This window comes from Gryllotalpicola protaetiae, from assembly GCF_003627055.1.
Classification (GTDB): domain Bacteria; phylum Actinomycetota; class Actinomycetes; order Actinomycetales; family Microbacteriaceae; genus Gryllotalpicola; species Gryllotalpicola protaetiae.
This window is the reverse complement of the sequence record NZ_CP032624.1, coordinates 2,930,802-2,954,717: the sequence shown is the minus strand read 5'-3', so window position 1 is coordinate 2,954,717 and position 23,916 is coordinate 2,930,802. Positions and strand designations below refer to the sequence as shown.

At 69.9% G+C, this 23,916-nt stretch carries 25 protein-coding genes, 2 tRNA genes and 1 rRNA gene; 9 read left to right on the top strand and 19 right to left on the bottom strand.

Going from position 1 to position 23,916, the window contains the following annotated elements:
* Window positions 1-164: 164 nt before the first annotated feature.
* From D7I44_RS14345 to D7I44_RS14320, 6 genes are read left to right on the top strand one after another with little or no spacing between them, the layout of a single operon-like run.
* Window positions 165-623 (top strand): hypothetical protein, encoded by a 459-nt coding sequence (locus D7I44_RS14345; RefSeq protein ID WP_245979689.1) that lies wholly within the window; start codon window positions 165-167, stop codon window positions 621-623.
* A complete protein-coding gene (locus tag D7I44_RS14340) occupies window positions 620-2,416 on the top strand; it encodes a type IV secretory system conjugative DNA transfer family protein (protein ID WP_120790118.1) in 1,797 nt (598 codons plus the stop codon). The genes D7I44_RS14345 and D7I44_RS14340 overlap by 4 nt, the downstream gene beginning before the upstream one ends.
* A gap of 53 nt (window positions 2,417-2,469) precedes the next feature.
* Window positions 2,470-2,922 (top strand): single-stranded DNA-binding protein, encoded by a 453-nt coding sequence (locus D7I44_RS14335; protein ID WP_120790117.1) that lies wholly within the window; start codon window positions 2,470-2,472, stop codon window positions 2,920-2,922.
* A 15-nt stretch (window positions 2,923-2,937) separates the two neighbouring features.
* Window positions 2,938-3,510 (top strand): hypothetical protein, encoded by a 573-nt coding sequence (locus D7I44_RS14330; RefSeq protein WP_120790116.1) that lies wholly within the window; start codon window positions 2,938-2,940, stop codon window positions 3,508-3,510.
* Window positions 3,507-3,722, top strand: coding sequence for a helix-turn-helix transcriptional regulator (locus D7I44_RS14325; RefSeq protein WP_342768586.1), 216 nt, complete (start codon window positions 3,507-3,509; stop codon window positions 3,720-3,722). The genes D7I44_RS14330 and D7I44_RS14325 overlap by 4 nt, the downstream gene beginning before the upstream one ends.
* Window positions 3,723-3,765: 43 nt before the next feature.
* The gene (locus D7I44_RS14320; protein ID WP_342768585.1) at window positions 3,766-4,932 is read left to right on the top strand and encodes a tyrosine-type recombinase/integrase; all 1,167 of its coding nucleotides are present in this window, start codon (window positions 3,766-3,768) and stop codon (window positions 4,930-4,932) included.
* A 198-nt stretch (window positions 4,933-5,130) separates the two neighbouring features.
* On the opposite strand, the gene D7I44_RS14315 is transcribed toward D7I44_RS14320, so the two are convergent.
* A tRNA-Pro gene (locus D7I44_RS14315) sits at window positions 5,131-5,204 on the bottom strand.
* Between the two features lie 20 nt (window positions 5,205-5,224).
* Window positions 5,225-5,295, bottom strand: a tRNA-Pro gene (locus D7I44_RS14310).
* 116 nt (window positions 5,296-5,411) lie between these two features.
* Here D7I44_RS14310 and D7I44_RS14305 point away from each other — a divergent pair.
* Window positions 5,412-6,056 carry a GNAT family N-acetyltransferase gene (locus D7I44_RS14305; RefSeq protein WP_120790115.1) on the top strand — a complete coding sequence of 215 codons (645 nt, stop codon included), beginning with the start codon at window positions 5,412-5,414 and terminating at the stop codon, window positions 6,054-6,056.
* Window positions 6,057-6,078: 22 nt separating this feature from the next.
* Window positions 6,079-7,464, top strand: coding sequence for a DUF2252 domain-containing protein (locus D7I44_RS14300; RefSeq protein WP_120790977.1), 1,386 nt, complete (start codon window positions 6,079-6,081; stop codon window positions 7,462-7,464).
* Here the strand turns inward: D7I44_RS14300 and der are convergent.
* The 16 genes from der to D7I44_RS14225 form a co-directional block, all read right to left on the bottom strand.
* Entirely contained in the window at window positions 7,461-8,975 is a 1,515-nt protein-coding gene (gene der, locus D7I44_RS14295) for a ribosome biogenesis GTPase Der (protein ID WP_120790114.1), read from the bottom strand. The genes D7I44_RS14300 and der overlap by 4 nt on opposite strands.
* 13 nt (window positions 8,976-8,988) lie before the next feature.
* Complete coding sequence (gene cmk, locus D7I44_RS14290) at window positions 8,989-9,651, bottom strand: (d)CMP kinase (protein WP_120790113.1); 663 nt, start codon at window positions 9,649-9,651, stop codon at window positions 8,989-8,991.
* Window positions 9,648-10,730 carry a prephenate dehydrogenase gene (locus tag D7I44_RS14285; protein ID WP_120790112.1) on the bottom strand — a complete coding sequence of 361 codons (1,083 nt, stop codon included), beginning with the start codon at window positions 10,728-10,730 and terminating at the stop codon, window positions 9,648-9,650. Before D7I44_RS14285 ends, cmk begins: the two co-directional genes overlap by 4 nt.
* Entirely contained in the window at window positions 10,727-11,512 is a 786-nt protein-coding gene (locus D7I44_RS14280; RefSeq protein ID WP_120790111.1) for a pseudouridine synthase, read from the bottom strand. Before D7I44_RS14280 ends, D7I44_RS14285 begins: the two co-directional genes overlap by 4 nt.
* On the bottom strand, window positions 11,502-12,077 hold the full coding sequence (gene scpB / locus D7I44_RS14275) for an SMC-Scp complex subunit ScpB (RefSeq protein WP_120790110.1): 576 nt from the start codon (window positions 12,075-12,077) through the stop codon (window positions 11,502-11,504). The genes D7I44_RS14280 and scpB overlap by 11 nt, the downstream gene beginning before the upstream one ends.
* On the bottom strand, window positions 12,067-12,891 hold the full coding sequence (locus D7I44_RS14270; protein WP_120790109.1) for a segregation and condensation protein A: 825 nt from the start codon (window positions 12,889-12,891) through the stop codon (window positions 12,067-12,069). The genes scpB and D7I44_RS14270 overlap by 11 nt, the downstream gene beginning before the upstream one ends.
* The gene (locus D7I44_RS14265; RefSeq protein ID WP_120790108.1) at window positions 12,875-13,699 is read right to left on the bottom strand and encodes a ParA family protein; all 825 of its coding nucleotides are present in this window, start codon (window positions 13,697-13,699) and stop codon (window positions 12,875-12,877) included. The genes D7I44_RS14270 and D7I44_RS14265 overlap by 17 nt, the downstream gene beginning before the upstream one ends.
* Before the next feature lie 10 nt (window positions 13,700-13,709).
* Window positions 13,710-14,654 (bottom strand): site-specific tyrosine recombinase XerD, encoded by a 945-nt coding sequence (gene xerD, locus D7I44_RS14260; RefSeq protein WP_245979688.1) that lies wholly within the window; start codon window positions 14,652-14,654, stop codon window positions 13,710-13,712.
* The gene (locus D7I44_RS14255; RefSeq protein ID WP_220093775.1) at window positions 14,627-15,268 is read right to left on the bottom strand and encodes an NUDIX domain-containing protein; all 642 of its coding nucleotides are present in this window, start codon (window positions 15,266-15,268) and stop codon (window positions 14,627-14,629) included. The genes xerD and D7I44_RS14255 overlap by 28 nt, the downstream gene beginning before the upstream one ends.
* The gene (locus D7I44_RS14250) at window positions 15,261-16,973 is read right to left on the bottom strand and encodes a CTP synthase (protein WP_425459334.1); all 1,713 of its coding nucleotides are present in this window, start codon (window positions 16,971-16,973) and stop codon (window positions 15,261-15,263) included. The genes D7I44_RS14255 and D7I44_RS14250 overlap by 8 nt, the downstream gene beginning before the upstream one ends.
* A gap of 84 nt (window positions 16,974-17,057) precedes the next feature.
* The gene (recN, locus tag D7I44_RS14245; RefSeq protein ID WP_120790106.1) at window positions 17,058-18,761 is read right to left on the bottom strand and encodes a DNA repair protein RecN; all 1,704 of its coding nucleotides are present in this window, start codon (window positions 18,759-18,761) and stop codon (window positions 17,058-17,060) included.
* A gap of 46 nt (window positions 18,762-18,807) precedes the next feature.
* Window positions 18,808-19,713, bottom strand: coding sequence for an NAD kinase (locus D7I44_RS14240; RefSeq protein WP_120790105.1), 906 nt, complete (start codon window positions 19,711-19,713; stop codon window positions 18,808-18,810).
* Between the two features lie 6 nt (window positions 19,714-19,719).
* A complete protein-coding gene (locus D7I44_RS14235; protein WP_120790104.1) occupies window positions 19,720-20,520 on the bottom strand; it encodes a TlyA family RNA methyltransferase in 801 nt (266 codons plus the stop codon).
* Between the two features lie 4 nt (window positions 20,521-20,524).
* Window positions 20,525-20,686: a hypothetical protein gene (locus D7I44_RS18280; RefSeq protein WP_162940293.1), complete on the bottom strand. Its 162-nt coding sequence runs from the start codon at window positions 20,684-20,686 to the stop codon at window positions 20,525-20,527.
* A 20-nt stretch (window positions 20,687-20,706) separates the two neighbouring features.
* Entirely contained in the window at window positions 20,707-21,726 is a 1,020-nt protein-coding gene (locus tag D7I44_RS14230) for an HAD-IIA family hydrolase (RefSeq protein ID WP_120790103.1), read from the bottom strand.
* Window positions 21,701-22,591 carry a hypothetical protein gene (locus tag D7I44_RS14225; protein WP_245979686.1) on the bottom strand — a complete coding sequence of 297 codons (891 nt, stop codon included), beginning with the start codon at window positions 22,589-22,591 and terminating at the stop codon, window positions 21,701-21,703. Before D7I44_RS14225 ends, D7I44_RS14230 begins: the two co-directional genes overlap by 26 nt.
* Before the next feature lie 12 nt (window positions 22,592-22,603).
* On the opposite strand from D7I44_RS14225, the gene D7I44_RS18275 reads away from it, so the two are divergent.
* Entirely contained in the window at window positions 22,604-23,089 is a 486-nt protein-coding gene (locus tag D7I44_RS18275; protein ID WP_162940292.1) for a hypothetical protein, read from the top strand.
* 693 nt (window positions 23,090-23,782) lie between these two features.
* Here D7I44_RS18275 and rrf read toward each other — a convergent pair.
* Window positions 23,783-23,899 (bottom strand): 5S ribosomal RNA (gene rrf, locus D7I44_RS14215).
* Between the last annotated feature and the right edge of the window lie 17 nt (window positions 23,900-23,916).

The window sequence follows — 23,916 nt, the reverse complement described above, 5'->3', positions numbered from 1 at the left end:
GTCGGACGCACCTATCCGGCGTGATACAAGAGAAGGATTTTGGACCCGACCTCGAGGGCCCCGAGCACCCCGCGGGGAGAGTGAGCCGGCGCCGCTACAAGCGGGCGACCAGCGAGGCCTCGGCCGAGAAACTGTCGGTCCCGATTGTCCTACCGCAAGTCGTCATGGCCGTTGCCGAGGACGGCAGCATGACGGTCGCCGTCGACGGGACGCATCTCGCCCCGGAGCCGCTTGCGCCGAGGTGGCAACGTGACTCCTTCGCCCGGGTGCTCGACCAGCTCACCGAACAGCGCCGCTCCCCTATGCGAGTCGAGGTGCACGAGGCCGACGGAACCGTGTTCACCGACATCGTCACTCCCGGCAAGAGCCGCCGTCCCCAGCCCGAAATCGATCACGCACGACCAGCACCGAAAGTCGGACCCGAGTTGGTCGTGCTGCATGGTGAGGGGTTCGTGCCCGGTGAGGACGTAGCGATCGCGGTCGTGATCGCGTACGGCGACGCCGCTCCGGACGGCACCATGCGCGGCCTGCTCACCGCGGACCAGCTCGCCACGAGCCCGACTCGTGAGGTCATCCTGCTCGGCCGCGTCTCGGGCACCCTGACGATCGAGCATCCCGAATGAGCACGCCGAGACCTGCGGGGTCGCTCGGGGACGAGCTGAGCAACCTCGGCATCGGCCTGCTCATCGGCGCCGCGATCTTCGCCTGTATCCTCCGCGGAGCCGGCTCCGTCACCGCGTGGATCACCGGCGTCGGCCAGCCCGACGGCGGCATCGAGGCCGGGCTCCGCGTGCTGCTCAACCCCGCAGACCCGGCGGCCGCGCTCGACGCACCCGGCCTGAACGTCGTCGCCTACTGGCTCACCGCGGCCCTGCTGATCCTCGGGGCCGGGGCGGCCGGATGGTGGGCTTGGCGGTTCTTCCGCGAGCACGGCCGACAGGTGAAGACCGACCCGTACCGCATCGCCGGGATCGCCACCCGCAGCGAGGTCGTCAAGGCTGCCTCCGAGACGGCGTTGCTGCGCCGTGCCAGGCATCTGCGGCCCTCTCTCGACAGGATCCGCCCGAAGGACGTCGGCTACCGAATCGGGACCTCACGCGGCACATCCGTGTGGGCATCGGTCGAAGACAGCATCCTGTTGATCGGCCCGCCCCGCTCCGGCAAGGGCGCCCATATCGTCATCAACGCCATCCTCGACGCGCCCGGCGCCGCCGTCACGACGAGCACGAGGCCGGACAACCTCACCGCGACGCTCCGCGCCCGGGAGCGGATTGGCCCGGTCGCCGTCTTCGACCCGCAACACCTCGCCGAAGGCATACCCGCCGGACTGCGGTGGTCGCCCATCCGCGGATGCGAGGACCCGCTGACAGCGATGATCCGCGCGACAGGCCTCGCCGCCGGCACCGGCCTGTCCGCGGGAGGGGTCGAGGGCGGCGGGTTCTGGGAGGGCAAAACCCGGACAGCGCTCCAAGCCCTGCTCCACGCCGCCGCGCTCGACCACCGGTCACCCTCGGAGCTGTTCCGCTGGACCCTCGACCCCTCCGCCGCCGCAGACGCCGTGGCGATCCTCACCGCGAATCCACTCGCCGCAACTGGGTGGGCGGACTCGTTGCAGGCGATGATCGACTCCGACCCCCGAACCCGCGACTCCATCTGGCAAGGCGTCTCGCTCGCCCTCGCCGCCCTCGCAGACCCGCGCGTCCTCGATGCTGTATCTCCGAGGGAGGGCGAGGACTTCGATCCCGAAGCGTTCCTCCGGGCGAAAGGGACCCTCTACCTGCTCGCTACCGGTGCCGGTGCGAACAGCAGCGCGGCGTTGGTGGCGGCGTTCGTGGAAGACCTCGTGGAAGCCGCTCGGCATCTCGCGGCGACCAGCCCCGGAGCCCGCCTCGACCCGCCGCTGCTGCTCGCGCTCGATGAGGTGGGCAATCTCGCGCCCCTGCCGTCGCTTCCGACGCTCATGGCTGAGGGCGGCGGAACCGGGATCACGACGATGCCCGTGCTCCAGTCGCTCGCGCAGGCGCGGGAGAAGTGGTCAGAGAACGCGGCCGGCGCGATCTGGGACGCAAGCATCGTCAAGATCATCCTCGGCGGAGCGTCGAACTCCAAGGACCTACACGACCTCACCACGCTCATCGGCGAACGGGACGAAGTGACCGGCTCCACCACGGTCGGAGACCACGGCTCCCGCTCCGCACAACGCTCCATCCGCCGCGTGCCGATCATGCCGCCCGACACGATCCGCATCCTGCCGTTCGGCACCGCGCTCGTGCTGCTGCGCTCCGCGCCGCCCATCGTCACCCGGATGCGGACCTGGACAGACCGGCCCGACGCGAAAGAGCTGCGCGCTGACCGGGCCGACATCGAGGCGACCTTGCTGCGCCGCTCGGAGGAGCCGCCGGGCGCACCTGCCTGACAGAGCGGCCCCGTCGTGGGGTCGCCGCCGATGTCAGAAAGAGGGGCAGTCCGATGGCTCTCCACACGCAGGAATCCCTCTCGGGGTTCATCGCCTCCGACCCGCAGCTCACCCACACCGAGCGGGGCGATGCGCGGTTCTACGCCAAGATCGGGCAGGAGCACTACCGCCGTGAGGACGACGGGTCGTTCACGCAGACCGAGACGACCTTCCATGACCTCGTGGCGTTCAAGAAGACCGCCGAGCGCGCTCACGACCGGCTCGCCAAGGGCGACAAGTTCGTCGCGGAGGGCTACACCCGCGAGTACGACCGCGCCACGCCGGAGGGCGAGATAGTCAAGGCCGAGGAATTCGTGGCGAAGAAGATCGGCCACGACCTCGCCCGCACGAGCTACGAGGTCGACCGCACCCGCCGCCAGCCCGCCACGACACAGGAGCCCGTGGGACAGGCGGCCGACGCAGCTCGTCGCGAGAGCTCGGGCGCCGCCCCGGCGCTCGGGCTCTGAACGGCGGTGACCGCGATGAACGAGAACGACACCGCCCCCGAGACCGACGAGCCGGACCTGGACGAGGAGTCCGAGGAGTTCGACGGGCCGCTGATCCCCGAGCCGCCGCACCCAGTCAACTGGAACCTGCTCACCGCCGACGAGGCGGAAGCCGAGTGGCTGGAGCTCAACCGGTGGGTCGACTGGCTGCGACGCACCTACGGGCTCCCCGCCAGCGTGATCCCGCCGTTCTGGCACCGGCACCCCGAGCTCTTGTGGGAACTGAGCGCGCTCCACTTGCACTGGCTGTCCGCCTACGACCCGGAACAGAACGGCTCCGCACCACTGGGCTGGCATCGCGATTTCGCCGACGCCCGGCAGCGGCTGCGCGACTGGGTCGCGGCTTCGGGGACCCGTCTGGATCGCGACCGGCCCACTCGCCAGACCGCCTGGCCCGGCGACGACCCTGCCGAGCCGGTCGAGGACACAATCATCGCCCACCGCGATCAGGACTTCGTGCAGTTCGTCCTCGACGACGTCGCCACCCGCCGCGAGGCCGAGGACGCCTTCTATGCCGGACTCGATCCGAACACCGGAGAAGTCTCGTGAACCAGAACAGCGGCACGATCATGGTCTCTCCGCTGATGGACAGTCGCGAGATCGCCGCGTATCTCAAGGTGTCCGAGTCGACGCTGTCCCGGTGGCGGTCCGCCGGTCAGGGGCCGCCGTTCCTGCGTCTGGGCGGGATCGCCCGCTACCGGATCGATGCGGTCGACGCGTGGCTGGCTGGTCTGGAGCATGGCCATGCCCCGGAAGGCTGAACCGCTCCCGCAGGCGCAGCCCAAGCCCGTCCCACCAGTTGGGGTGAAGATCTCCACCGATATGGAGCGCCGCTCCTATGGCATCCGTGCTCGAGCCCGCTGGACCGATCCGATCAGCAAGCGCCGGGTGATCCGCTCGGAGATCGTCGCCGACGAGGCCGCCGCGCACGCGTTCTTCGACTCGCTGCGGCAGTCGTCCGTGAAGGGCATGGACGTGTCGATGACGCTCACAAAGTTCGTCACCGCGATCGGCGACAGGTGGGCCCGCGGATTGGACCCGACATCGACCGGGGAAACCTACGGGTATGGGCTCAAGCTGCGCGTGCTGCCCGCGCTCGGGCATCTGCCGGTGACGCAGATCACCGCCGGGGCGATCGACCGCACCATCGACGCCTGGGAGAAACGGCACGGGGCTTCCACCATCAAGAACTCCATCGCGCCGCTGGTGCGTGTGCTCGATGAGGCCGTGCGGGACGGGCTGATCGCGATCAACCCGGCGAAGAATCGCGCCAAGCGCAGCCTGAACCGCAACGCGTTCCGCATCCAACCCGCCGAGCAGGCATCCCCGCGCGCGCACGCCATCCCCGATATGGGCACGCTGACCCGGCTCGCCGAGGCATGCGGGAAGATCGACCAGTCGTACTCGGACTTCGTCATGCTCGCCGCCCTCCTCGCCGCGCGCTCATCGGAAGTCTCCGGGCTGCAGGCCGGCGATGTCCGCTTCGACAAGAACGTCGTCGTGATCGCCCGGCAGACCTATCCCGGGAAGGGCGGGCTCGTCACGAAGCAGACCAAGGGCCGCAAGGAGCGCCGGGTCCCGATCCTCGACCCGTTGCGGCCGATCCTCGAACGCCTCACGAAAGACAAGGAACCAGAGGGCCGGCTGCTGGTCGGGCCGAAGGGCGGCGCGCTCACCACCGCGACCGTGCGGGACGCGACGAACTGGGATCAGATCGTCAAGGATCTCGGCTTGCCCGATCTCACCCGTCACGGGCTCCGGCACACCGGGGCGACCTGGATGGCCGACGCTGGCATCCCGCTGCACGTTCTCCAGGACATCCTCGGCCACGCCTCGGTCGAGACCACCCGCGGCTACCTGCATCCCGACGACCGCCATCTGGCCTCCGCCGCCGAGCAGGCCAACGCCTTCCTCAAACGGTCTGCCAAGGTGAGCGGGCAGTCGCGCCGCAGCGCGTCGAGGACCTTGTAGAGGCGCGTGGAGATGCCCGCGCAGCGTTCTGGTCCCCTTTTGGTCCCCTTATCCACAGGTTGCTCCGTTCGGAGGGCATCAGAAGCCGATCGACGCCTCTCGCCGGTCGAGCGGGGGGACCAGGAGGGGACCAACAGAAACCCGTCGCCGGACATGACGAAGCCCCGATGAAATTGGCTTCTCATCAGGGCTTTTTCGTCGGGATGACAGGATTTGAACCTGCGACCCCCTGACCCCCAGTCAGGTGCGCTACCAAGCTGCGCCACATCCCGTGGCATCATTTTTCAGTTATTCGGGCCGACCAGAGCGGGGTAAACCCCTTGACCCCCAGTCAGGTGCGCTACCAAGCTGCGCCACAGCCCGTTGCCGACTGCGCCGAAGCGCGGACAACCTGACCATCATAACGTGACGCCTGGGCCTCCGACGAATCGAGCGGGCGACGGATGCCCGATGTCGGTGCCCCTCGCTACCGTGGGCTCATGGCACCGACGCCGATCACCGAGCAGCTGCGCGTCATCCCGGCGAACGAGGCGAGCTGGGCCGACATCCAGGCCGTCTTCGGCCCGCGCGGCGACGCGCACGGCTGCCAGTGCCAGTGGTTCAAGGTTCCCGCGAAGCAATTCGGCGTCGTCCCCTGGCAGGAACTCGAGCAGCGCCAGCGCGAGCTCACACATTGCGGCGAGCCGACAGCAAAGCACACGACAGGCCTCGTCGCATACCTCGGCGGCGAGCCCGTCGGCTGGGTCGCCGTCGAGCCGCGCATCAATTACGTGCGCATGCAGACGCAGCGCATCCCGTGGCTAGGGCGCGATGAAGACAAGGCAGATGCGGGTGTCTGGGCCGTCAGCTGCTTCGTCACCAGGGTTGGCTTCCGTGGCCGCGGCCTGATGGCAGAGCTCGCCGCGGCCGCGGCCGGCTTCGCCAGAGACCGCGGCGCCAGCGCTGCAGAGGGCTACCCGCTGGTCCTGAAGCCCGGCGAGAGGCTCGGCTGGGGCGAGCTCTACGTGGGCGCGGTCTCAGCGTTCGCCGCGGCGGGCTTCCGTGAGGTCAGCCGGCCGAGCCCCCGCCGCGCGGTGATGCGCATCGACTTCTCATCGACGGCAGATAAGGGCGCTCGACGGTAGTCGGCGGTCATATGGTGTGGAGATGAGCCCAACCGTGGGCCGGCTGCGGTATGAACACGCGCCGGTCATCTCACACGACGAACAAGTGGCGAGCGGCAGGCGGATCCGCAACGAGCTGCCGCGGAGTGCGCATGCGGTCTATCGTGCGGATGCCGGCCGCGACCCCCTGGGAATCATTCAGCGTCAGCACGAGGCGCGCGTCCCCGAGCTGGTCCCGCTCCGCCTCGAGCGGATGCTGGCCAGTCCGTTCGCGTTCTACCGTGGGACCGCGGCGATCCAGGCGGCCGACTTGGCGCACGAAGCGACGACCGGCATCCGGGTCGTGATCTGCGGTGACGCCCATCTCTCGAACTTCGGCATCTACTCCTCCTCGCAGCGCAGCCTCGTCTTCGACCTCAACGACTTCGATGAGTCGACAGTCGGCCCGTGGGAATGGGATATCAAACGCCTGATCACGAGCGTGATCATCGCCGCGCGCGATCGAGGTTCGAAGGAATCCGCCGTTCGAAAGGCAGCACTTCACTCCGCGTACGCATACCGAGCGGGGTTGCGGCGCATCCTCGAGAGGAACGTGATCGAGCGCTACTACGTCCGGGTCGACGTCGCAGCTGCGAGCGCGGGCCTCGACCCGGATTCCAAGTCCGTCGTCGAGGGCGCCATCAAGGCGGCACGGAAGCGCACGTCGGAGCGGGTCTTCCAGAAGATCACGGAGCGGGCGCCCGACGGCTCCGTCCGCATCGTCGAGCAGCCGCCGACGCTGACGCATGTCGAACCGCAGATCGAGGAGCGCATCCACAACGACTTCAACGCCTATCTCACGACCGTGCCGCCCGACGTGGCGCTCCTGCTGTCCCAGTACACGCCGACCGACGTGGCGCGCCGGGTCGTTGGGGTCGGCAGCGTCGGCACGCGCTGCTACATCCTGGTGCTCACCGGGCCGCGCGGCGAGCCGCTCATCCTGCAGGTCAAGCAGGCCACCCGCTCCGTGATCGACGAGTTCGGCGGGGTCGCCCTCGACCCGACGCCCGAAGGGTTCCCCGACCCGACCACGCTGCACGGCTATCGGGTCACCTCGAGCCAGCGCATCCTCCAGGCGACGTCGGACCCGTTCCTCGGGCACCTCTCGGCGCGAGGCAACCAGTTCTACGCCCGCCAATTCCGCGACGGAAACGTCTCGATCGACACGTCCGAGCTTTCCGAGCAGACCTTCGGCGGCTACGCCCAGGCCTGCGCCCTCCTGCTGTCCAGAGCGCACGCGCAGAGCCCGGATGCCGCACGCATCGGCGGGTACCTGGGTAGCGGCGACGCATTCGACCGCGCGGTCGTCGACTGGTCGCTCGCGTATGCCGATCAGTCGCTATCCGACTACCGGCAGTTGCAGGCCGCCGTCGCGGCCGGGCGCCTCTAGCGCTGCCGCCGCTCCCGAACCCTCATATTGAGAACGATCGGGGACCCCTCGAACCCGTAGATCTCGCGCAGCCGCCGCTGGATGTAGCGGCGGTAGCCCGGGTCGAGGAATCCGGTCGTGAACAGGACGAATGTCGGCGGCCGGCTCGACGCCTGCGTGCCGAACAGGATGCGCGGCTGCTTCCCGCCCCGCAGGGGGTGCGGGTGCGCGGCGACGAGTTCGGCGAGGAAGGCGTTGAACTTGCCGGTGCCGATGCGTGTGTCCCACGACTCGAGCGCGAGCTCCAGCGCCGGCACGAGCTTCTCGAGGTGGCGGCCGGTCTTCGCCGAGATGTTGACGCGCGGCGCCCAGTCGACGTGCGCGAGGTTCTGCTCGATCTCGCGCTCGAGGTAGCGGCGGCGGTCGTCGTCCAGCAGGTCCCACTTGTTGTACGCGATCACCAGCGCGCGACCCGACTCGAGCACGAGGTCGACGATGCGCACGTCCTGCTCGCTGATCGGCTGTGTCACGTCGAGCACAACGACGGCGACTTCAGCCTTTTCCAGGGCGGTCGAGGTGCGCAGCGACGCGTAGAAATCGGCGCCTTGCGACAGGTGCACACGGCGACGGATGCCTGCGGTGTCGACGAACCGCCACACCTTGCCGCCGAGCTCGATCTGCTCATCGACCGGGTCGCGGGTCGTGCCGGCCAGGTCGTTGACGACCACGCGCTCCTCGCCGGCGGCCTTGTTCAAGAGCGACGACTTGCCGACGTTCGGGCGCCCGACGATGGCGACGCGGCGGGGGCCGCCGACCTCGCGCTTCGCGACGGCCGACACCTCGGGCAGCTTGCCGACGACGAGGTCGAGCAGGTCGGCGACCCCGCGCCCGTGCAGCGCCGACACGGGATGCGGCTCGCCGAGGCCGAGAGACCACAGGGCTGCCGACTGCGGCTCGAGGCGCGCGTCGTCGACCTTGTTGGCGACGAGATATACCGGCTTCTTCGTCTTGCGCAGCAGGCGCACGACGTGCTCGTCCGTCGCGGTGGCGCCGACGTTCGAGTCGACGACGAACATGACGGCGTCGGCGAGGTCGATCGCCACCTCGGCCTGCGCCGCGACCGAGGCGTCGATACCGCGGGCGTCGGGCTCCCAGCCGCCGGTGTCGACGATGGTGAAGCGGCGGTTCATCCACTCGGCCTGATACGAGACGCGGTCGCGCGTGACACCCGGCGTATCCTCGACGACGGCCTCGCGGCGGCCCAGGATGCGGTTGACGAGCGCCGACTTGCCGACGTTCGGCCGGCCGACGATGGCGACAACGGGCAGCGCAGGAAGATACGCGATCGCGGAGACATCCTCGGACGCGGCATCCAGAACCGCGAGGTCCTCGTCGTCGAGATCGTAGTCGGCGAGGCCGCCGCGCAGCGCCGCGGTGCGGCGCTCGGCGGACACGTCGTCGAGCGCGGCGAGCTTGTCGGCCAGGTCGTCGCCGCCGACAGCGGCGTCGTCGAAGTCGTCGGTGTCGGCCATGGGTTTCTCGTTTCTACAGATTGGTGCGAATCACGGCGATGACCGCGTCCACGGTCTCATCGAAGTCCAGCTCGGTTGAATCGACGGTCGTCACCCCGTCTGCGGCGGTCATGAAGTCCACGACGCGCGAATCGGCGCGGTCCCGCGCCTTCAGCTGCTCGCCGACGACCTGAGCCGAATACCCGGTCAACTCGGCAGAGCGACGTCCCATTCTAGCTTCTTCGCTCGCCGTCAGCAGAACGCGCACCTGGGCGTCCGGGGCGACGGCGGTCGTGATGTCGCGCCCCTCGATCACGATGCCGTCCCTCTCGGTCGCGGCGGCGATCGACCGGAAGACCTCGGTGAGCGCCGCCCGCACCTCCGGCACGCGCGCGACGAGGCTCACGATGCCAGTGACGGCAGGCTTGCGGATGGCATCCGTCACGTCCTTCTCACCCACGCGCACAGAGAAGTGATCGGGGTCGGTCGCCTCACTGAACTCGAAAGAAGGCAGGGCAGAGGCGACGGATGCCGCATCCTCGAGCTCCACGCCCGCGTTCTGCGCGTGCCAGGCGAACGCGCGATACGCCGCCCCGGTGTCGAGGTAGGCGTAGCCGAGCTTGCGCGCGACCGCCTTCGACACACTCGACTTCCCGCTTCCGGCCGGCCCATCAACGGCAACCACGATCCTGCTCATCCGGCGATCCTCCAGCCGCGCGCGGTCAGGTCCTCGACGGTGCGCGCGAGCACCTCCGGCACGACGGCGAGCTCGGCGATGCCGATCTGCGCGCCCGGCGAGTGCTCCATGCGGAAGTCCTCGATGTTGACGCCGAGCTCGCCGAGTTCGGCGAACAGCCGGCCGAGCTGCCCCGGCCGGTCGTCGATCAGCACGACGACGCTCGCGAAGCGGCGGTCCTGACCGTGCTTCCCCGGCAGCCGCGCGACCCCCGCGTTGCCTCCGGCGAGCGTCTCGGCGAGCGAGCGCCGGCTTCCTGGCTCGTCGATGTTCTCGAGCGCCCCGATCACCTCGTCGAGGTCGCCGCGGTACGCGCGCAGGATCGAGGCGACCGTCGCCGCGTTCGCCGACAGGATCTGCACCCACAGCGCGGGGTCGCTTGAGGCGATGCGCGTGACGTCGCGCACTCCCCCGCCGGCCAGGCCGAGCGCGGCATCCGTCGCACCGCCCAGCCTGCGCGCCATCAGCGTCGAGACCAGCTGCGGCGTATGGGAGACGAGGGCGACGGATTCGTCGTGAACCGCGGCGTCCATCTCGACCGGGATGGCGCCGAGGTCGAGCGCGAGCGCCTCGACCGCCGACACCCGGGCACGGCCCAGCTCGGACCGTGTGCACACGACCCACGGCCGGCCGAGGAACAGGTCGGCGCGCGCTGAGATCGGGCCGCCGCGCTCGCGACCGGCGAGCGGGTGCGAGCCGACGTAGCGCGACAGGTCCGCACCCGAAGCCGCGAGCTCCGCGAGCGGCGCCGACTTCACGCTCGCGACGTCGGTGACGATCGCGTCGGGGAAGGCCGCGAGCTCGGCCGCGACGACTTCGGCGATCGCGTCGGGTGGCACGGCCACCACGATGAGAGCGGGCGCGTCCGTCTCGGCGGGCGGGCGCCCGGCCCCGTATTCGACCGCGAGGCGGGCGGCGGTACGTGAGGCATCCGTCACCACCACGTCGACGCCGTGCGCACGCAGACCGAGGCCGACGGATGCCCCGAGCAGGCCCGACCCGACGATGCGGACCGTCCCGCCCACTCGCGCTTCCGTCACATCCGGCCCTTCTGCTCCTCGGCCCCGCGTGCGAGGGTGAGCAGCTGGCCGAGTTCGATTTTAGTCAGCTCGCGGGTGCGCCCCAGCTTGAGGCTGCCGAGGTGCAGCGGCCCGAAGCTGCGCCGAACGAGCTCGATGACCGGGTGGCCGGCGGCCTCCATCATGCGGCGCACGATGCGGTTGCGGCCCGAATGCAGGGTGAGCTCGACCATAGATGCCCCGTCGGTGGCCCCCCGCGTGATGAGCTTGCCGCGGTCGATGCGGATCGGCCCGTCGTCGAGCTCGATGCCGTTCCGCAGCTCCTGCAGCGTCTGCGCGGTGACCGTGCCCTTCACCTTCGCGATATACGTCTTCTCGACCCCGAACGACGGGTGCGCGAGCACCTGCGCGAGCGGCCCGTCGTTGGTCAGCACGAGCAGCCCGCTCGTGTCGTAGTCGAGCCGCCCGACGTTGAACAGCCGCTCCTCGTAATCTGCGACGAACCCCGACAGATCGGCGCGCCCGCGCTCGTCGCTCATCGAGCTGATCACCTTGGTCGGCTTGTTGAGCATCAGATAGCGCCTGGTCTGGTCGAGCTGCACGGCGACGCCGTCGACGGCGAGCAGGTCGGTCTCGGGGTCGATGCGGGCGCCGAGCTCGGTGACCTTCTTCCCGTTCACGGTCACCCGCCCGCGCACGATCAGCTCCTCCGACGCGCGCCGGCTCGCGACACCGGCGGCCGCCATGACCTTCTGCAGCCGTTCCCCGTCGGTGCGCTGCGCGCCCCCATGGTCAGCGGACATCGCCCTCGAACCCTTCCGTGCCGTCGGCGAGCAGCGGCGAGATCAGCGGCAGCTCGTCGAGCGAGTTGATGCCGAGCTGTGTCAGCAGCAGCTCGGTGGTGCCGTAGTTGATCGCGCCGGTCTCGGAGTCTGCGAACACCTCGGTGATCAGCCCACGGCTCAGCAGCGTGCGCACCACGGAGTCGACGTTGACCGCGCGGATGCTGGCGACCTGGCCACGCGTGATCGGCTGCTTGTACGCGATGACAGCGAGCGTCTCGAGCGCCGCCTGCGACAGCTTCGTCGGGTTCTGCGTGACGACGAAGTCGTTCACGACCGCGTCGTACTCCGCGCGCACGTACAGCCGCCAGCCGCCGCCGACCTCGCGCAGCTCGAAGCCGCGCCGCACTCCCCCGGTCGTCGGGTCGTCGCCGTTGTAGTCCGCGACCAGCGCCTCGATCGCCTGTCGCACCGCCGCCACCGGCGCGCCGACGGACGTGGCGAGGCTCACGAGGCTCTGCGGCTCGTCGGCGATCATCAGAATGGCTTCGAGCGCACGCCTCACGTCGAGAGAATCACCCGTCATAGTCAGCCCCCAGATTGGCGAGGTTGTCTTCTGTCCAGTTCGCGGCCGACCATTGCACGGTCAGCTCGCCGAGCGGCTCCAGCTGCTCGAAGTGAATGGCCGCGTGCCGGTACAGCTCGAGGATCGCGAGGAAGCGCGCGATGATCACGCCCTTCACCTCGACGCCGGCGATCAGCTCGCGAAACGACCTGGGCGCCCCGTCGCGCAGCAGGGCGACGACGGTCGCGGCCTGCTCGCGGATGCTGACGAGCGGCGCGTGCAGATGGTCGAGACCGACCACCGGGATCTCTTTCGGCGTGAACGCGAGCAGCGCGAGCGCCGCGAAATCATCCGCCGACAGCGTCCACACCAGCTCGGGTGTGCGCGCACGATACCTCTCGTCGAGCCGCACGACGCGGGCATGGCGAGCGGATTCCCGTTGCAGATGCTCGTCGAACCATGCCGACGCCTCCTTGAAAGCGCGGTACTGCAGCAGCCTCGCGAACAGCAGGTCGCGGGCCTCGAGCAGCGCGACGTCCTCGGCGTCGACGAGCTCGCCCTGCGGCAAGAGCCCCGCGACCTTGAGGTCGAGCAAGGTCGCTGCGACGACGAGGAACTCGCTCGCCTGGTCGAGCTCCGAGGCCAGGTCGATGCCGCGCAGGTAGGCGATGAACTCGTCGGTGACGCGCGAGAGCGCGATCTCGGTGATGTCGAGCTCGTGCTTGCCGATCAGCGACAGCAGCAGGTCGAACGGGCCCTCGAAGTTGTCCAGCGCGACGCGGAACGACGGCGCCTGCGCCTCAAGGTCACCCGTGGGATCAGGCGACGGCGCCACGCGAGACGAGCTCCCGTGCGAGGTGGCGGTAGGCCTCCGCGGCCGGGTGGTCCGGCGCGAACTGCGTGATCGGCGAGCCCGCCACCGAGGCGTCCGGGAACTTCACGGTGCGCGAGATGACGGTGTCGAGAACCTTGTCCTTGAAGGCCTCGATCACGCGCTCGTAGACCTCGCGCGAGTGCAGCGTGCGCGCGTCGAACATCGTCACGAGAATCCCGTCGAGCTCGAGCGCGGGGTTGAGCCGCTCCTTGACCTTCTCGACTGTCTCGATCAGCAGCGCGACGCCGCGCAGCGCGAAGTACTCGCTCTCGAGCGGGATCAGCACACCGTGCGCCGCAGTCAGCGCATTGACGGTCAGGATGCCGAGCGAGGGCTGGCAGTCGATGAGGATGACGTCGTAGTCGTCGCTCACGCGGCGCAGCACGCGCGCGAGCGCTTGCTCGCGGGCGACCTCGTTGACGAGGTGCACCTCTGCGGCGGACAGGTCGATGTTCGCAGGGATCACGTCGAGCCCGGGCACGCCGGTCGGCTGAATCGCCTCGCGCGGCTCGAGCTTGCCGTTGAGCAGCAGGTCGTAGATCGTGGTCGCCTCGTGCGTGTTCACCGCGAGGCCCGCCGACAGCGCACCCTGCGGGTCGAAGTCGATGGCGAGCACCTTGCGGCCGTACTCGGCGAGCGCCGCACCCAGGCTGATGCTGGTCGTCGTCTTGCCGACGCCGCCCTTCTGGTTGCACAGCGTGATGATGCGCGCGGGCCCGTGCTGCTTCAGCGGTGCTGGCACCGGGAAATCGGTCTTCGTGCGCTCCATCGGCACAACACTACCGCGCACGCGGATGCGCCTGTGTGTACACGTCGCGCAGGGTGTCGGCCGTCACGAGCGTGTACAGCTGGGTGGTGGCGACGGATGCATGGCCCAACAGTTCCTGCACCACGCGCACGTCCGCGCCGCCCTCGAGCAGATGCGTCGCGAAGGAGTGTCGCAGGGTGTGCGGCGAGATCTCGGCCTTCAGTTCGGCCCTCTCCGCGGCCTTCTTGATGATGAGCCATGCGTTCTGCCGCGACACCCGTTGCCCGCGCACTCCGAGGAACAGCGCGGCGGCGTCGCGGCCCTTTCCGCGCGAGGCGAGCGCGGGGCGGGCACGCACGAGGTACGCGTCGAGCGCGGTGCGCGCGTAGCTGCCGAGCGGCACGATGCGCTGCTTGTCTCCCTTGCCGGTGAGGCGCACGATCTCGCGGTCGACGACGTCGTCGACGTCGAGGTCGACCGCTTCGGAGACGCGCGCGCCGGTCGCGTACAGGAGCTCGAGCAGCGCCCGGTCGCGCAGCGCCACGATGTCGTCGCCTGAGGCGGTCTCGATCAGCGCCGTGACGTCCGCCTGAGGGATCGCCTTCGGAAGCCGCAGCGGTTTCTTGGGGGTGCGCAGTTCGCGTGCGGCATCCGTCTGCACCCGCCCTTCGACCTGCAGGAAGCGGTGCAGCTGCCGCACGGCCCCGAGCATGCGAGAGATGGATGCCGCGGCCAGCTCTCGCTGGCCCAGGAACTTCGCATACGCACTGAGCGTCGCGGGAACCACCTCGTCAAGCGAGTCGATCCCCTGATCTGCGAGCCAATCCGTGTACGCAGCGAGATCCCGCCGATACGAGGCGATGGTGTTCTTCGCAAGCCGCCGCTCGAGCCCGGCATACCTGAGGTACGCCGTCACGTCGCGCTCGATCGCCGACGCAGACCGGCCGCTCAGCGCAGGCGCGGGTGCCTCGACCACGGCTCCTCCGGCGCGCCGAGGCTCGTCCACCCGCGCGCCCGGGACGCGTGCGCCGCGAGCGCGCCGATCGTGAGGGGCGGGTTCTGCAGACGGCGCGCGAGCACGCCGTCGACGACCTCGTCGAGAGGCACCCAGCGCTTCACGATGTCGGCCTCCTCGTCACTGCGCTCGAAGGCCGTCGGCGTCGCCGAGAGCCCGCGGGCGAGGTAGAGCCGGATCGCCTCGTTGCTGCCGCCCGGCGTGGTCCAGAACTCGCTGAGCACGCTCCAGTCGGTGGCGACCAGATCGGCCTCCTCCGCGAGCTCGCGCTGCGCGGCGAGCAGGGGGTCCTCGCCCTCGACATCGAGCAGACCGGCGGGAAGCTCCCAATCGCGGAAGCGGATCGGATGCCGGTACTGCTGGATCACCAGCATCCGGTCGTCCTCGTCGAGCGCGACGACCGCGACAGCCCCCGTGTGATCGATGTAGTCGCGCCGCAGCTCGTGCCCGTTGTACTCGAACACGTCATAGCGCACGTCCCATACCCGCCCCTCGAAGACCAGCTTCGAGTCGACGATGCGCACCTCGGCCCGCTCGTCGGCGATCAGGCCGTCATCGGCGCCGCGCTCAGGCAACGTTCTCCTGCTCCTCGACGGGGAACAGGCGGGTGGACTCCTGACGCTCGAGCGCCGCGCCGATCAGGCCCCGGAACAGCGGGTTGGCGCGGTTCGGTCGGCTGCGCAGCTCGGGGTGCGCCTGCGTCGCGACGTAGAAGGGGTGCACCTCGCGCGGCAGCTCGACGTACTCGACGAGGTGCCCGTCGGGCGAGACGCCCGAGAACCACAGCCCGGCATCCGCGATCTGCTGGCGGTACCTGTTGTTGACCTCGTAGCGGTGGCGGTGGCGCTCGGATGCCTCGGGCGCGCCGTACAGCTCGGTGACGATCGAGCCCTCGGCGAGCTTCGCCGGGTACAGGCCGAGACGCATGGTTCCGCCCAGGTCGCCACCGGCGATGATGTCGACCTGCTCCGCCATCGTCGCGATCACGGGGAACTCGGTGTCCGGGTCGAACTCGCTCGACGAGGCGCCGGGCAGCCCGGCGACGTTGCGCGCGTACTCGATGACCATGCACTGCAGGCCGAGGCACAGGCCGAGCGTCGGAATCCCGTTCTCCCGCGCGAAGCGCAGAGCGCCGAGCTTGCCCTCGATGCCGCGGATGCCGAAGCCGCCCGGCACGCAGATCCCGTCGACGTCGGCGAGCGCCTTCGCGGCGCCGTCCGGCGTCTCGCACGTGTCGGAGGCGACCCAGCGCAGCTGCACCTTCGTGTGGTGCGCGAAGCCGCCGGCCTTCAGCGCCTCGGAGACCGACAGGTAGGCATCCGGCAGATCGATGTACTTGCCGACGAGCGCGATCGTGATCTCCTTGCGGGGCTCGTGCACGACCTTGAGCAGCTCGTTCCAGCTGGTCCGGTCGGGCTCGACGGCCTTCTCGCCGAGGCCGAGCTGCTCGATCACATAGCTGTCCAGCCCCTGCTGGTGCAGTGTCACGGGGATGTCGTAGATGCTCGGCAGATCGACCGTGTTGATGACGGCGTCTTCGTCGACGTCGCACATCAGCGCGATCTTCTTCTTGTTCGAGTCGGAGACGGGCCGGTCGCTGCGCAGCACCAAAGCGTCGGGCTGGATGCCCATCGAGCGCAGCATCGCCACGGAGTGCTGCGTCGGCTTGGTCTTCTGCTCGCCCGAGGCGTTCATGAACGGCACGAGCGACACGTGCACGAAGAACACGTTCTTGCGGCCCAGCTCGTGGCGGATCTGGCGGGCGGCCTCGATGAACGGCTGCGACTCGATGTCGCCGACGGTGCCGCCAACCTCGGTGATGATCACATCGGGCTGCGGGTCCGCGGTGGCCTGCAGGCGCATGCGGCGCTTGATCTCGTCCGAGATGTGCGGGATGACCTGGACGGTGTCGCCGAGGTACTCGCCGCGGCGCTCCTTCGCGATCACCTGCGAGTAGATCTGGCCGGTGGTGACGTTGGCCGCCTGCGACAGGTTCACGTCGAGGAAGCGCTCGTAGTGGCCGATGTCGAGGTCGGTCTCGGCGCCGTCATCGGTGACGAACACCTCGCCGTGCTGGAACGGGTTCATCGTGCCCGGGTCGACGTTGAGATAGGGGTCGAGCTTCTGCATCACCACGTGCAGTCCGCGTGAGGTCAGCAGATTGCCGAGGCTTGCGGCGGTGAGGCCCTTGCCCAACGAAGAAACGACACCACCCGTCACGAAGATGTGCTTGGTAGTGCCGTTTGAAGAATTGATCTGGCCCGCGTCTGAAGAATCCACCACGGGCTTCGATTCTATCGCACCCGACCCGATGGTTGAGGAGCACGCGAAGCGCGCGTCTCGAAACCATCGGCCTCACAGCTGCTACGAACGCGCGAGCTCCAGAAGCTCCCGCGCGTGCGCGACCCCGCTCTCGGAATCCGCAAGTCCCGACAGCAGCCGCGCCATCTCTGCTTCGCGCTCGCCGCCCTCCAGCTGCCGCACGCTGCTGGCGGTCACCGCGCCGCCGGTGTCCTTCACCACGTTCAGGTGATTGTTCGCGAACGCGGCGACCTGCGCGAGGTGCGTGACGACGAGCACCTGCGAGCGCTCGGCGAGACGGGCGAGCCGTCGGCCGATCTCGATCGCCGCCGCGCCTCCCACGCCGGCGTCGACCTCGTCGAACACGAAGGTCGGCACGGGGTCGCTGCCCGCGAGCACGACCTCGATGGCGAGCATCACGCGCGACAGCTCGCCCCCTGAGGCTCCGCGGCCGAGGGGCCGCGGCTCGCTGCCGGGGTGCGGCTGCAGCAGGATCGCGACCTGATCGCGCCCCGATGCCCCCAGTTCGCCGCGGTCGCTCACCTCGACGACGATGCGCGCGTCCGGCATGGCGAGCGCGGCGAGTTCACGGGTGACGGATGCCGCGAGCTCCTCCCCCGCCGCAGCGCGCGCCGTCGACAGCCCGTCAGCCAGCTCCTCGGCCGCCGCGGCGTCTTCGGCGACACGTGCCGTCAGCTCTGCGATCCGGTCAGAGTCCCCGTCCAGCTCGAACAGCCGCGCGCTCCCGCTCTGCAGCCGATCGATCACGTCGTCGAGCGACGACCCGTGCTTCCGCACGAGCGCCGCCAGCAGCGCTTTGCGCTCCTGCAGCAGTTCGAGGTCGTGGGAGCCGTCGGTGTCGAGCGCTGCGAGGTACGACGAGAGCTGGGCGGCGGCATCCGTCACCTGGTACTGCGCCGTCTGCAGCGCCTCGGCGATCGCTCCGAGCTCGGCGTCGTGACGCGCGGCGCTCTCGAGCGAGCGACGCGACGCGTCCAGCAGGCTGAGGGCATCGGGGCCGTCGGATTCCTCCGCCGAAAGCACCTCGCGCGCCTCTGCGGCCGCGACCCGCAGCGTCTCGGCGTTCTCGAGCCGCTCGATGCGCTCGTCGAGCTCGGCGTCCTCGCCGGGCTGCGGCGCCGCCGTCTCGATCTCGTCGAGCGCGGCACGCAGCTCTTCGGCCTCGCGCACGCGCCGATCCCGGTCGCCGGTCAGCTGCTCGAGCTCGGCGGCGCCGTCCTTCCAGCGCCGCCATACGGACTGGTACTCGGCGAGGGATGCCTGGAACCCAGCCCCCGCGAACCGGTCGAGCGCCTCGCGCTGAGCCGTGGCGCTCTTCAACCGCAGCTGCTCGGACTGCCCGTGCACGACAACCAGGCGCTCACCGAGCTCGGAGAGCACGGCGACGGGCGCGCTGCGCCCGCCGGCGTAGGCGCGGCTGCGGCCCTCCGGCGACACCGAGCGGCTGAGCACGAGCTCCGCGTCGCCGCTCTCGCCGATCGGGTCGACGTCGCCCCCTGAATCCCGCACCCGCTCGGTGATCTCGCCGTCGGCCGGCACCAGCCAGCGCCCTTCGACCCAGCTCTGCGTCGCGCCCATGCGCACGGTCCCGCTGTCCGACCGTTCCCCGAGCAGGAGTCCGAGCGCCGTCACGACCATCGTCTTGCCCGCGCCGGTCTCGCCGGTGATCGCCGTGAACCCCGGCCCGAGCGGCAGCGTGGCCTCCGCGATGACGCCGAGGTCGCGGATCGAGATCTCCTCGATCACACTGCACCCCGTGTGGCGCGGCGCTGCCGCGACGTGCTCGCGCCCGTCACGCCGGCCCTCGCCAGCCCACGACGGGAAGGTTGAACTTCCGCACGAGCCGGTCGGTGAACGCCGCGCGGTGCATGCGCGCCATCTTCACCGGGATCGGCGAACGGGTGACCACGATGCGCGCGCCGGGCCGCAGCTCGACCGAGCGGCGCCCGTCGCACCACAGAATGCCGCCGGTCTGCACGCGGTCGAGCAGCTCGACCGCGATCGCGGAATCCGGCGTCACCACGAGCGGCTTCGCGAACAGCGCGTGCGCCGAGATCGGCGTGAACAGCAGCGCGTCGAGCGTGGGCCACACGATCGGCCCTCCTGCGGAGAACGAGTACGCGGTCGATCCTGTCGGCGTCGACATCACGACGCCGTCGCAGCCGAAGCTCGACAGCGGGCGCCGGTCGACCTCGACCATCACCTCGATCATCCGCTCGCGGCTGGCCTTCTCGACGCTGGCCTCGTTCAGCGCCCAGTCCTCGTACACGACCTCGCCGTCGTACTTCACGCGCACCGCGAGCGTCATGCGCTCCTCGACCTCGTAGTCGCCGGCGAGTGCCCGTGCGACCGAGCGCTTCAGGTCGTCGCGCTCGCTCTCTGCCAAGAACCCGACATGGCCGAGATTCACCCCGAGGATCGGCACGTTCTCGCCGCGCACCATCTCGGCAGCACGCAGAATCGTCCCGTCCCCGCCCAGCACGATGACGAGCTCCAGGTCTCCGGGCCGGCACTCGGCCCCGAGCACCTCGAGGCCCATCAGCTCAGGCGCGTACGCGCGCAGATCGTGCAGCTCGTCAGAGCTCAGCACGGGCACGACGTCGGATTCGTCGAGCAGCTGCCTGCACACCTGCAGCGCAGACTCGAGGGACTCCTCGCGCCCGGTGTGCGAGACGACCAGGATGCGGCGACCGGCCATTGAACGTCACGCTCCCGTCATCGTCGAAACCCTGTCCACCCATTCTGTCGGATTCGTCCCGCGCGCCGCCGACATCCAGCACACGTACTCGCGGTTCCCGTACGTTCCGGCGATCGGCGACGGTGTGAGCCCTGCGATTCCGAGCCCGAGGTCCCACGCGGCCCACAGCACCCCGGCCACGGCGTCTGCGCGCAGCACGGGGTCGCGCACGATCCCCTCTTTCACGCCGGTGCGCCCGACCTCGAACTGCGGCTTGATCAGCACCACGAAGTCCGCATCGCGAGTCGCGGTCTCACGCGCGGCCGGCAGCACGTGGGTGAGCGAGATGAACGACAGGTCACCGACGACGAGGTCCGGCGATTCAGAGATTCCGGATGCCTCGGCCAGCCGCGTCGCGGTCAGATACCGCGCGTTCACGCCCTCGAGGTCGCTCACCCGCGGGTCGCCCTTCACGGGCACGGAAAGCTGCCCGTGCCCGACGTCGACCGCGAGCACGTGCCGCGCCCCTCTTTCGAGCAGCACCTGCGTGAACCCGCCGGTCGACGCGCCGAGGTCGAGCGCAAGTCGGCCGCTCGGGTCGACGTCGAACGCGTCGAGCGCGGCGATCAGCTTGTGCGCGCCGCGGCTCACGTAGTGGTCGGGCAGAGCGACGACGATCGCGCTCGCGTCATCGACCTGAGCGGATGCCTTGACGACCGGCTTCCCGTCGACCGTCACGCGCCCGTCGGCGATCAGCTTCGCAGCGGCCGTGCGGGAGCGCGCGAGCCTCCGTGCGACGACGGCTGCGTCGAGTCGGGTGGACGGCACCGGCTCAGCGCCCGCCCTGTCGGTCGGCCGCGTCGAGCGCTTCGCGCAGCTCGTCGTGCAGGTGGGCGTAGGCCTCCGCACGCGTCTCGAGCGGCTGGTCCTCGATCAGCCTGAGGCGCGGCAGCAGCGCGTCGCCGCGCACGTCGTCGTCTCGCTCGTCTGCCACGATCTCCACGGTACAGCGAGCTACCGATACAGGCGTTCCGGCACGTCGAGCGCGTAGATCGCGATGCCGGAGTCCCAGATCGCGTGGCAGGCCGCGCGCAGCAGGTTCACCGGGTCGCCGCCTTCTCTGGCCACCTCGACCGTGGTCCCGCTCACGCGTACCGCGGCGTCGCCGACAACGGTCGCCCCGCCGCGCGCCTTCTCGACGGCCGGGTACGCCTCGTGCAGCCCGCGCAGATCCTCGAGGATGTAGGTCGGCCGCGAGTCCGGCCCTGCCGCCAGCAGCTGCTTGGCCTTGTCGATGCCGGTCAGCACGAGCACAGAGTCGATGCCCGCGCGATTCGCGCCGATCACGTCGGTGTCCAACCGATCGCCGATGAAGAGCGGATGCTTCGCGCCGAACCGCGCTCGCGCCTCCTCGAAGATCGCGACCTCCGGCTTCCCAGCGACGACCGGCAGGCGTCCGACCGCGTTGTGCACCGCGGACACCAGCGTGCCGTTGCCCGGCGCGATGCCGCGGGCGACCGGCAGCGTCCAGTCCATGTTCGTCGCGACCCACGGGATCCCGTCATCGCCGCCGGCGAGCGCGAAGGACGCCTCGGCGAGGTCCTTCCACCCGAGCTCCGGCGCGAACCCCTGGATCACGGCGGCCGGCTCGTCGTCTGCGGAGCTCACGATCGTGAACCCGGCGGCGCTCACGACCGAGGAGAGCCCCTCGCCTCCGATGACCAGGATCCGAGCCTCAGCGGGAACGAGCCCCGCGAGCAGCCGGACCGCTGCCTGCGGCGACGTGACGATGTCGCTCGGCTGCGTGTCGAGGCCGAAGCCGCGCAACTGCTCCGCGACCGCGGCGTCCGTGCGCGACGCGTTGTTCGTGATGTACCCGACGCGCGCGCCTTGCGCGGCCTGGTTGATGCTCTCGACCGCGTGCGGAATCGCCTCGTGGCCCTTGTAGACGACCCCGTCGAGGTCGGCGAGCAGAACGTCGACGCCGTCGAGCGGCGCCGCCTGAACGCTATTCCTTGTCCGGAACAGTGCCATCGCCGTCCCCGTCCTCGTCGGCGCCCTCGTCGAGCAGCTCGGCGACCTCGTCCTCGACACTGAATTCCTCGTCGTCCTCGCCCGCGTCGTCCGCTCCGTCATCGGCCTCGTCGGCCGCATTGTCTTCGGCGCTGAACCGGTCATCATCTTCGGCTGCGTCGTCAGCGCCGTCGCCGGGCTCGATGTCCTCTTCGAGGTCGCCGCCTTCGACGATCACATCGACGGTCTCGTGCTCAGCCACCTCCGACGCCTCCTCGAGCGCCTCGGTCGCGCGATCGGCGCGGTCCCACCACTCCTGGGCCTCCGCCGCGCGCCCTAGCTCGTCGAGCACATCGCCGTACGCCTGGAACAGGGCAGGACTCCACGAATACGCGACGTCAGGATCCAGCTGCGGAATCTCGAGCTCGCCGAGCGCAAGCTCCTGCTGCCCGAGATCAAGGCGCGCACCGGACATCGCGATAGCGAGGGATGCCTGCACCTCGTTGCTCAGGGTCGAACGGTCCACCGACCGCCCGAGCTCCAGCGCGCGGTCCGGTCGCCCGACTCCGCGCTCACTGTCGACCATCAGCGGGAGCTGGTCGTCCTTGCCGGAGATGCGCCGATAGGTGCGCAGCTCGCGGAGCGCGAGCGCGAAGTCACCGGATGCGTATGCGGTGATCGCGAGCGTCTCGCGCACGACGCCGACGCGGCCTGCACGGCGCGCAGCCGACAGCGCGTGCTTGTGTGCCAGCTCGGGGTCGTCATCGATGAGGCGCGCGGCCATCACGAGGTGCCGCGCGACCTCTTCCGCGTTGTCCTTGGCCAGCGTGCGCAGCTCGAGCCGTGCGCCGTATTCGAGATCCTTGCCGGTGACGGACTCCGGCAATTCGGGGTCGTCGTGACGCGGCCGAACCGACCTGAGCTCGGCGCGCAGCCGGCGCTCTTCGTCGTCCTGCCACTCGGGCCGCGACGCGTCGCGGTCACCGCGCGCCGGCCTGCCGTCGCGCGTCCACAGACGCTGCTCGTCATCCCGCCGCGGGCGGTGGTCGTTGTCGCGGCGTTCGCCCTGCCCGCCGTCGCGGCGCGGACCGCGGAACTCGCCGTCGCGGCGCGGCTTGTCGTCACCGTCGTGACGCGGCCGAGCCTCGCCGTCGCTGCGTGGCCGGGACGGCCCTTCGCGACGCGGGCGTTCGGCCCCGCCACCGTACGTGCGTCGCTCACCGTCGCGCTGGCCGTAGCCGCGCCCGTCACCGTCGCGACGCGGCCGCTCACTCCGATCGCCGTAGGGACGACGTTCACCATCCCGTGGCGTGACGCCGCGCGCATCGCCATCGCGCCGAGCCCGCTGATCGCCATAAGGCCGACGCTCTCCATCGCGGGGTGAATAGCCGCGCCGCTCACCATCGCGGGCAGAGTATCCGCGTCGCTCGCCGTCCTGACGTGGGCGATCGCCCCGGTCACCGTAGGTCCGACGCTCACCGTCACGCGCAGCGCCACCGCGGCCCTCGCCATCTCGACGAGGTCGCTGATCGCCCTGCGGCCGACGGCCACCGTCACGCGGAGCGTAGCCCCGACCGTCGCCATCGCGACGCGGCCGAGCAGCCTGGTCGCCGTACGACCGGCGCTCACCGCCGCGCGGCACACCTCCGCGACCGTCGCCATCGCGACGCGGCCGCTGATCCCCGTATGACCCGCGCTCGCCATCGCGTGGCGCAGCCCGACGAGCGTCGCCATCGCGACGCGGCGGCTGATCTCGGTACGACCGGCGCTCACCGTCACGTGGGACGTAGCCCCGACGCTCGCCATCCCGGCCCGGGCGTTCGCCTCGGTCACCAGAGGGGCGGCGTTCGCCGTCGCGCCGTTCGCCACCACCGCGGCGCTCAGAGTTGTAGCGCGGAGCAGGCCGGCCGCCTCGGTCGTCGCGACCGCGCGGACCTCCCGGCTCGCGGCGCGAGCCGCGCTCCTTGTCGTCATCGCCTGAGCTGTCGCTCACGGTCTACTCCTCACGCTGCTGTGGACTTATAGGCATTAAAGCGAAAGGGCCATCCGAATATCGGATGGCCCTTTCATAATGGGTGTTCGGCGGTGTCCTACTCTCCCACAGGGTCGCCCCTGCAGTACCATCGGCGCTGGGAGTCTTAGCTTCCGGGTTCGGAATGTGTCCGGGCGTTTCCCTCCCGCTATGGCCGCCGAAACGTGTTCGACCAGGCA

Coding starts and splice junctions, on each gene's coding strand:
- D7I44_RS14335 (WP_120790117.1), top strand. CDS start 2,470: ATGGCTCTCCACACGCAGGAATCCCTCTCGGGGTTCATCGCCTCCGAC.
- cmk (WP_120790113.1), bottom strand. CDS start 9,651: ATGAGCAGGATCGTGGTTGCCGTTGATGGGCCGGCCGGAAGCGGGAAG.
- D7I44_RS14230 (WP_120790103.1), bottom strand. CDS start 21,726: ATGGCACTGTTCCGGACAAGGAATAGCGTTCAGGCGGCGCCGCTCGAC.
- D7I44_RS14300 (WP_120790977.1), top strand. CDS start 6,079: ATGAGCCCAACCGTGGGCCGGCTGCGGTATGAACACGCGCCGGTCATC.
- D7I44_RS14305 (WP_120790115.1), top strand. CDS start 5,412: ATGGCACCGACGCCGATCACCGAGCAGCTGCGCGTCATCCCGGCGAAC.
- der (WP_120790114.1), bottom strand. CDS start 8,975: ATGGCCGACACCGACGACTTCGACGACGCCGCTGTCGGCGGCGACGAC.
- D7I44_RS14240 (WP_120790105.1), bottom strand. CDS start 19,713: ATGGCCGGTCGCCGCATCCTGGTCGTCTCGCACACCGGGCGCGAGGAG.
- D7I44_RS14330 (WP_120790116.1), top strand. CDS start 2,938: ATGAACGAGAACGACACCGCCCCCGAGACCGACGAGCCGGACCTGGAC.
- D7I44_RS14280 (WP_120790111.1), bottom strand. CDS start 11,512: ATGTCCGCTGACCATGGGGGCGCGCAGCGCACCGACGGGGAACGGCTG.
- scpB (WP_120790110.1), bottom strand. CDS start 12,077: ATGACGGGTGATTCTCTCGACGTGAGGCGTGCGCTCGAAGCCATTCTG.
- D7I44_RS14265 (WP_120790108.1), bottom strand. CDS start 13,699: ATGGAGCGCACGAAGACCGATTTCCCGGTGCCAGCACCGCTGAAGCAG.
- D7I44_RS14345 (WP_245979689.1), top strand. CDS start 165: ATGGCCGTTGCCGAGGACGGCAGCATGACGGTCGCCGTCGACGGGACG.
- D7I44_RS14340 (WP_120790118.1), top strand. CDS start 620: ATGAGCACGCCGAGACCTGCGGGGTCGCTCGGGGACGAGCTGAGCAAC.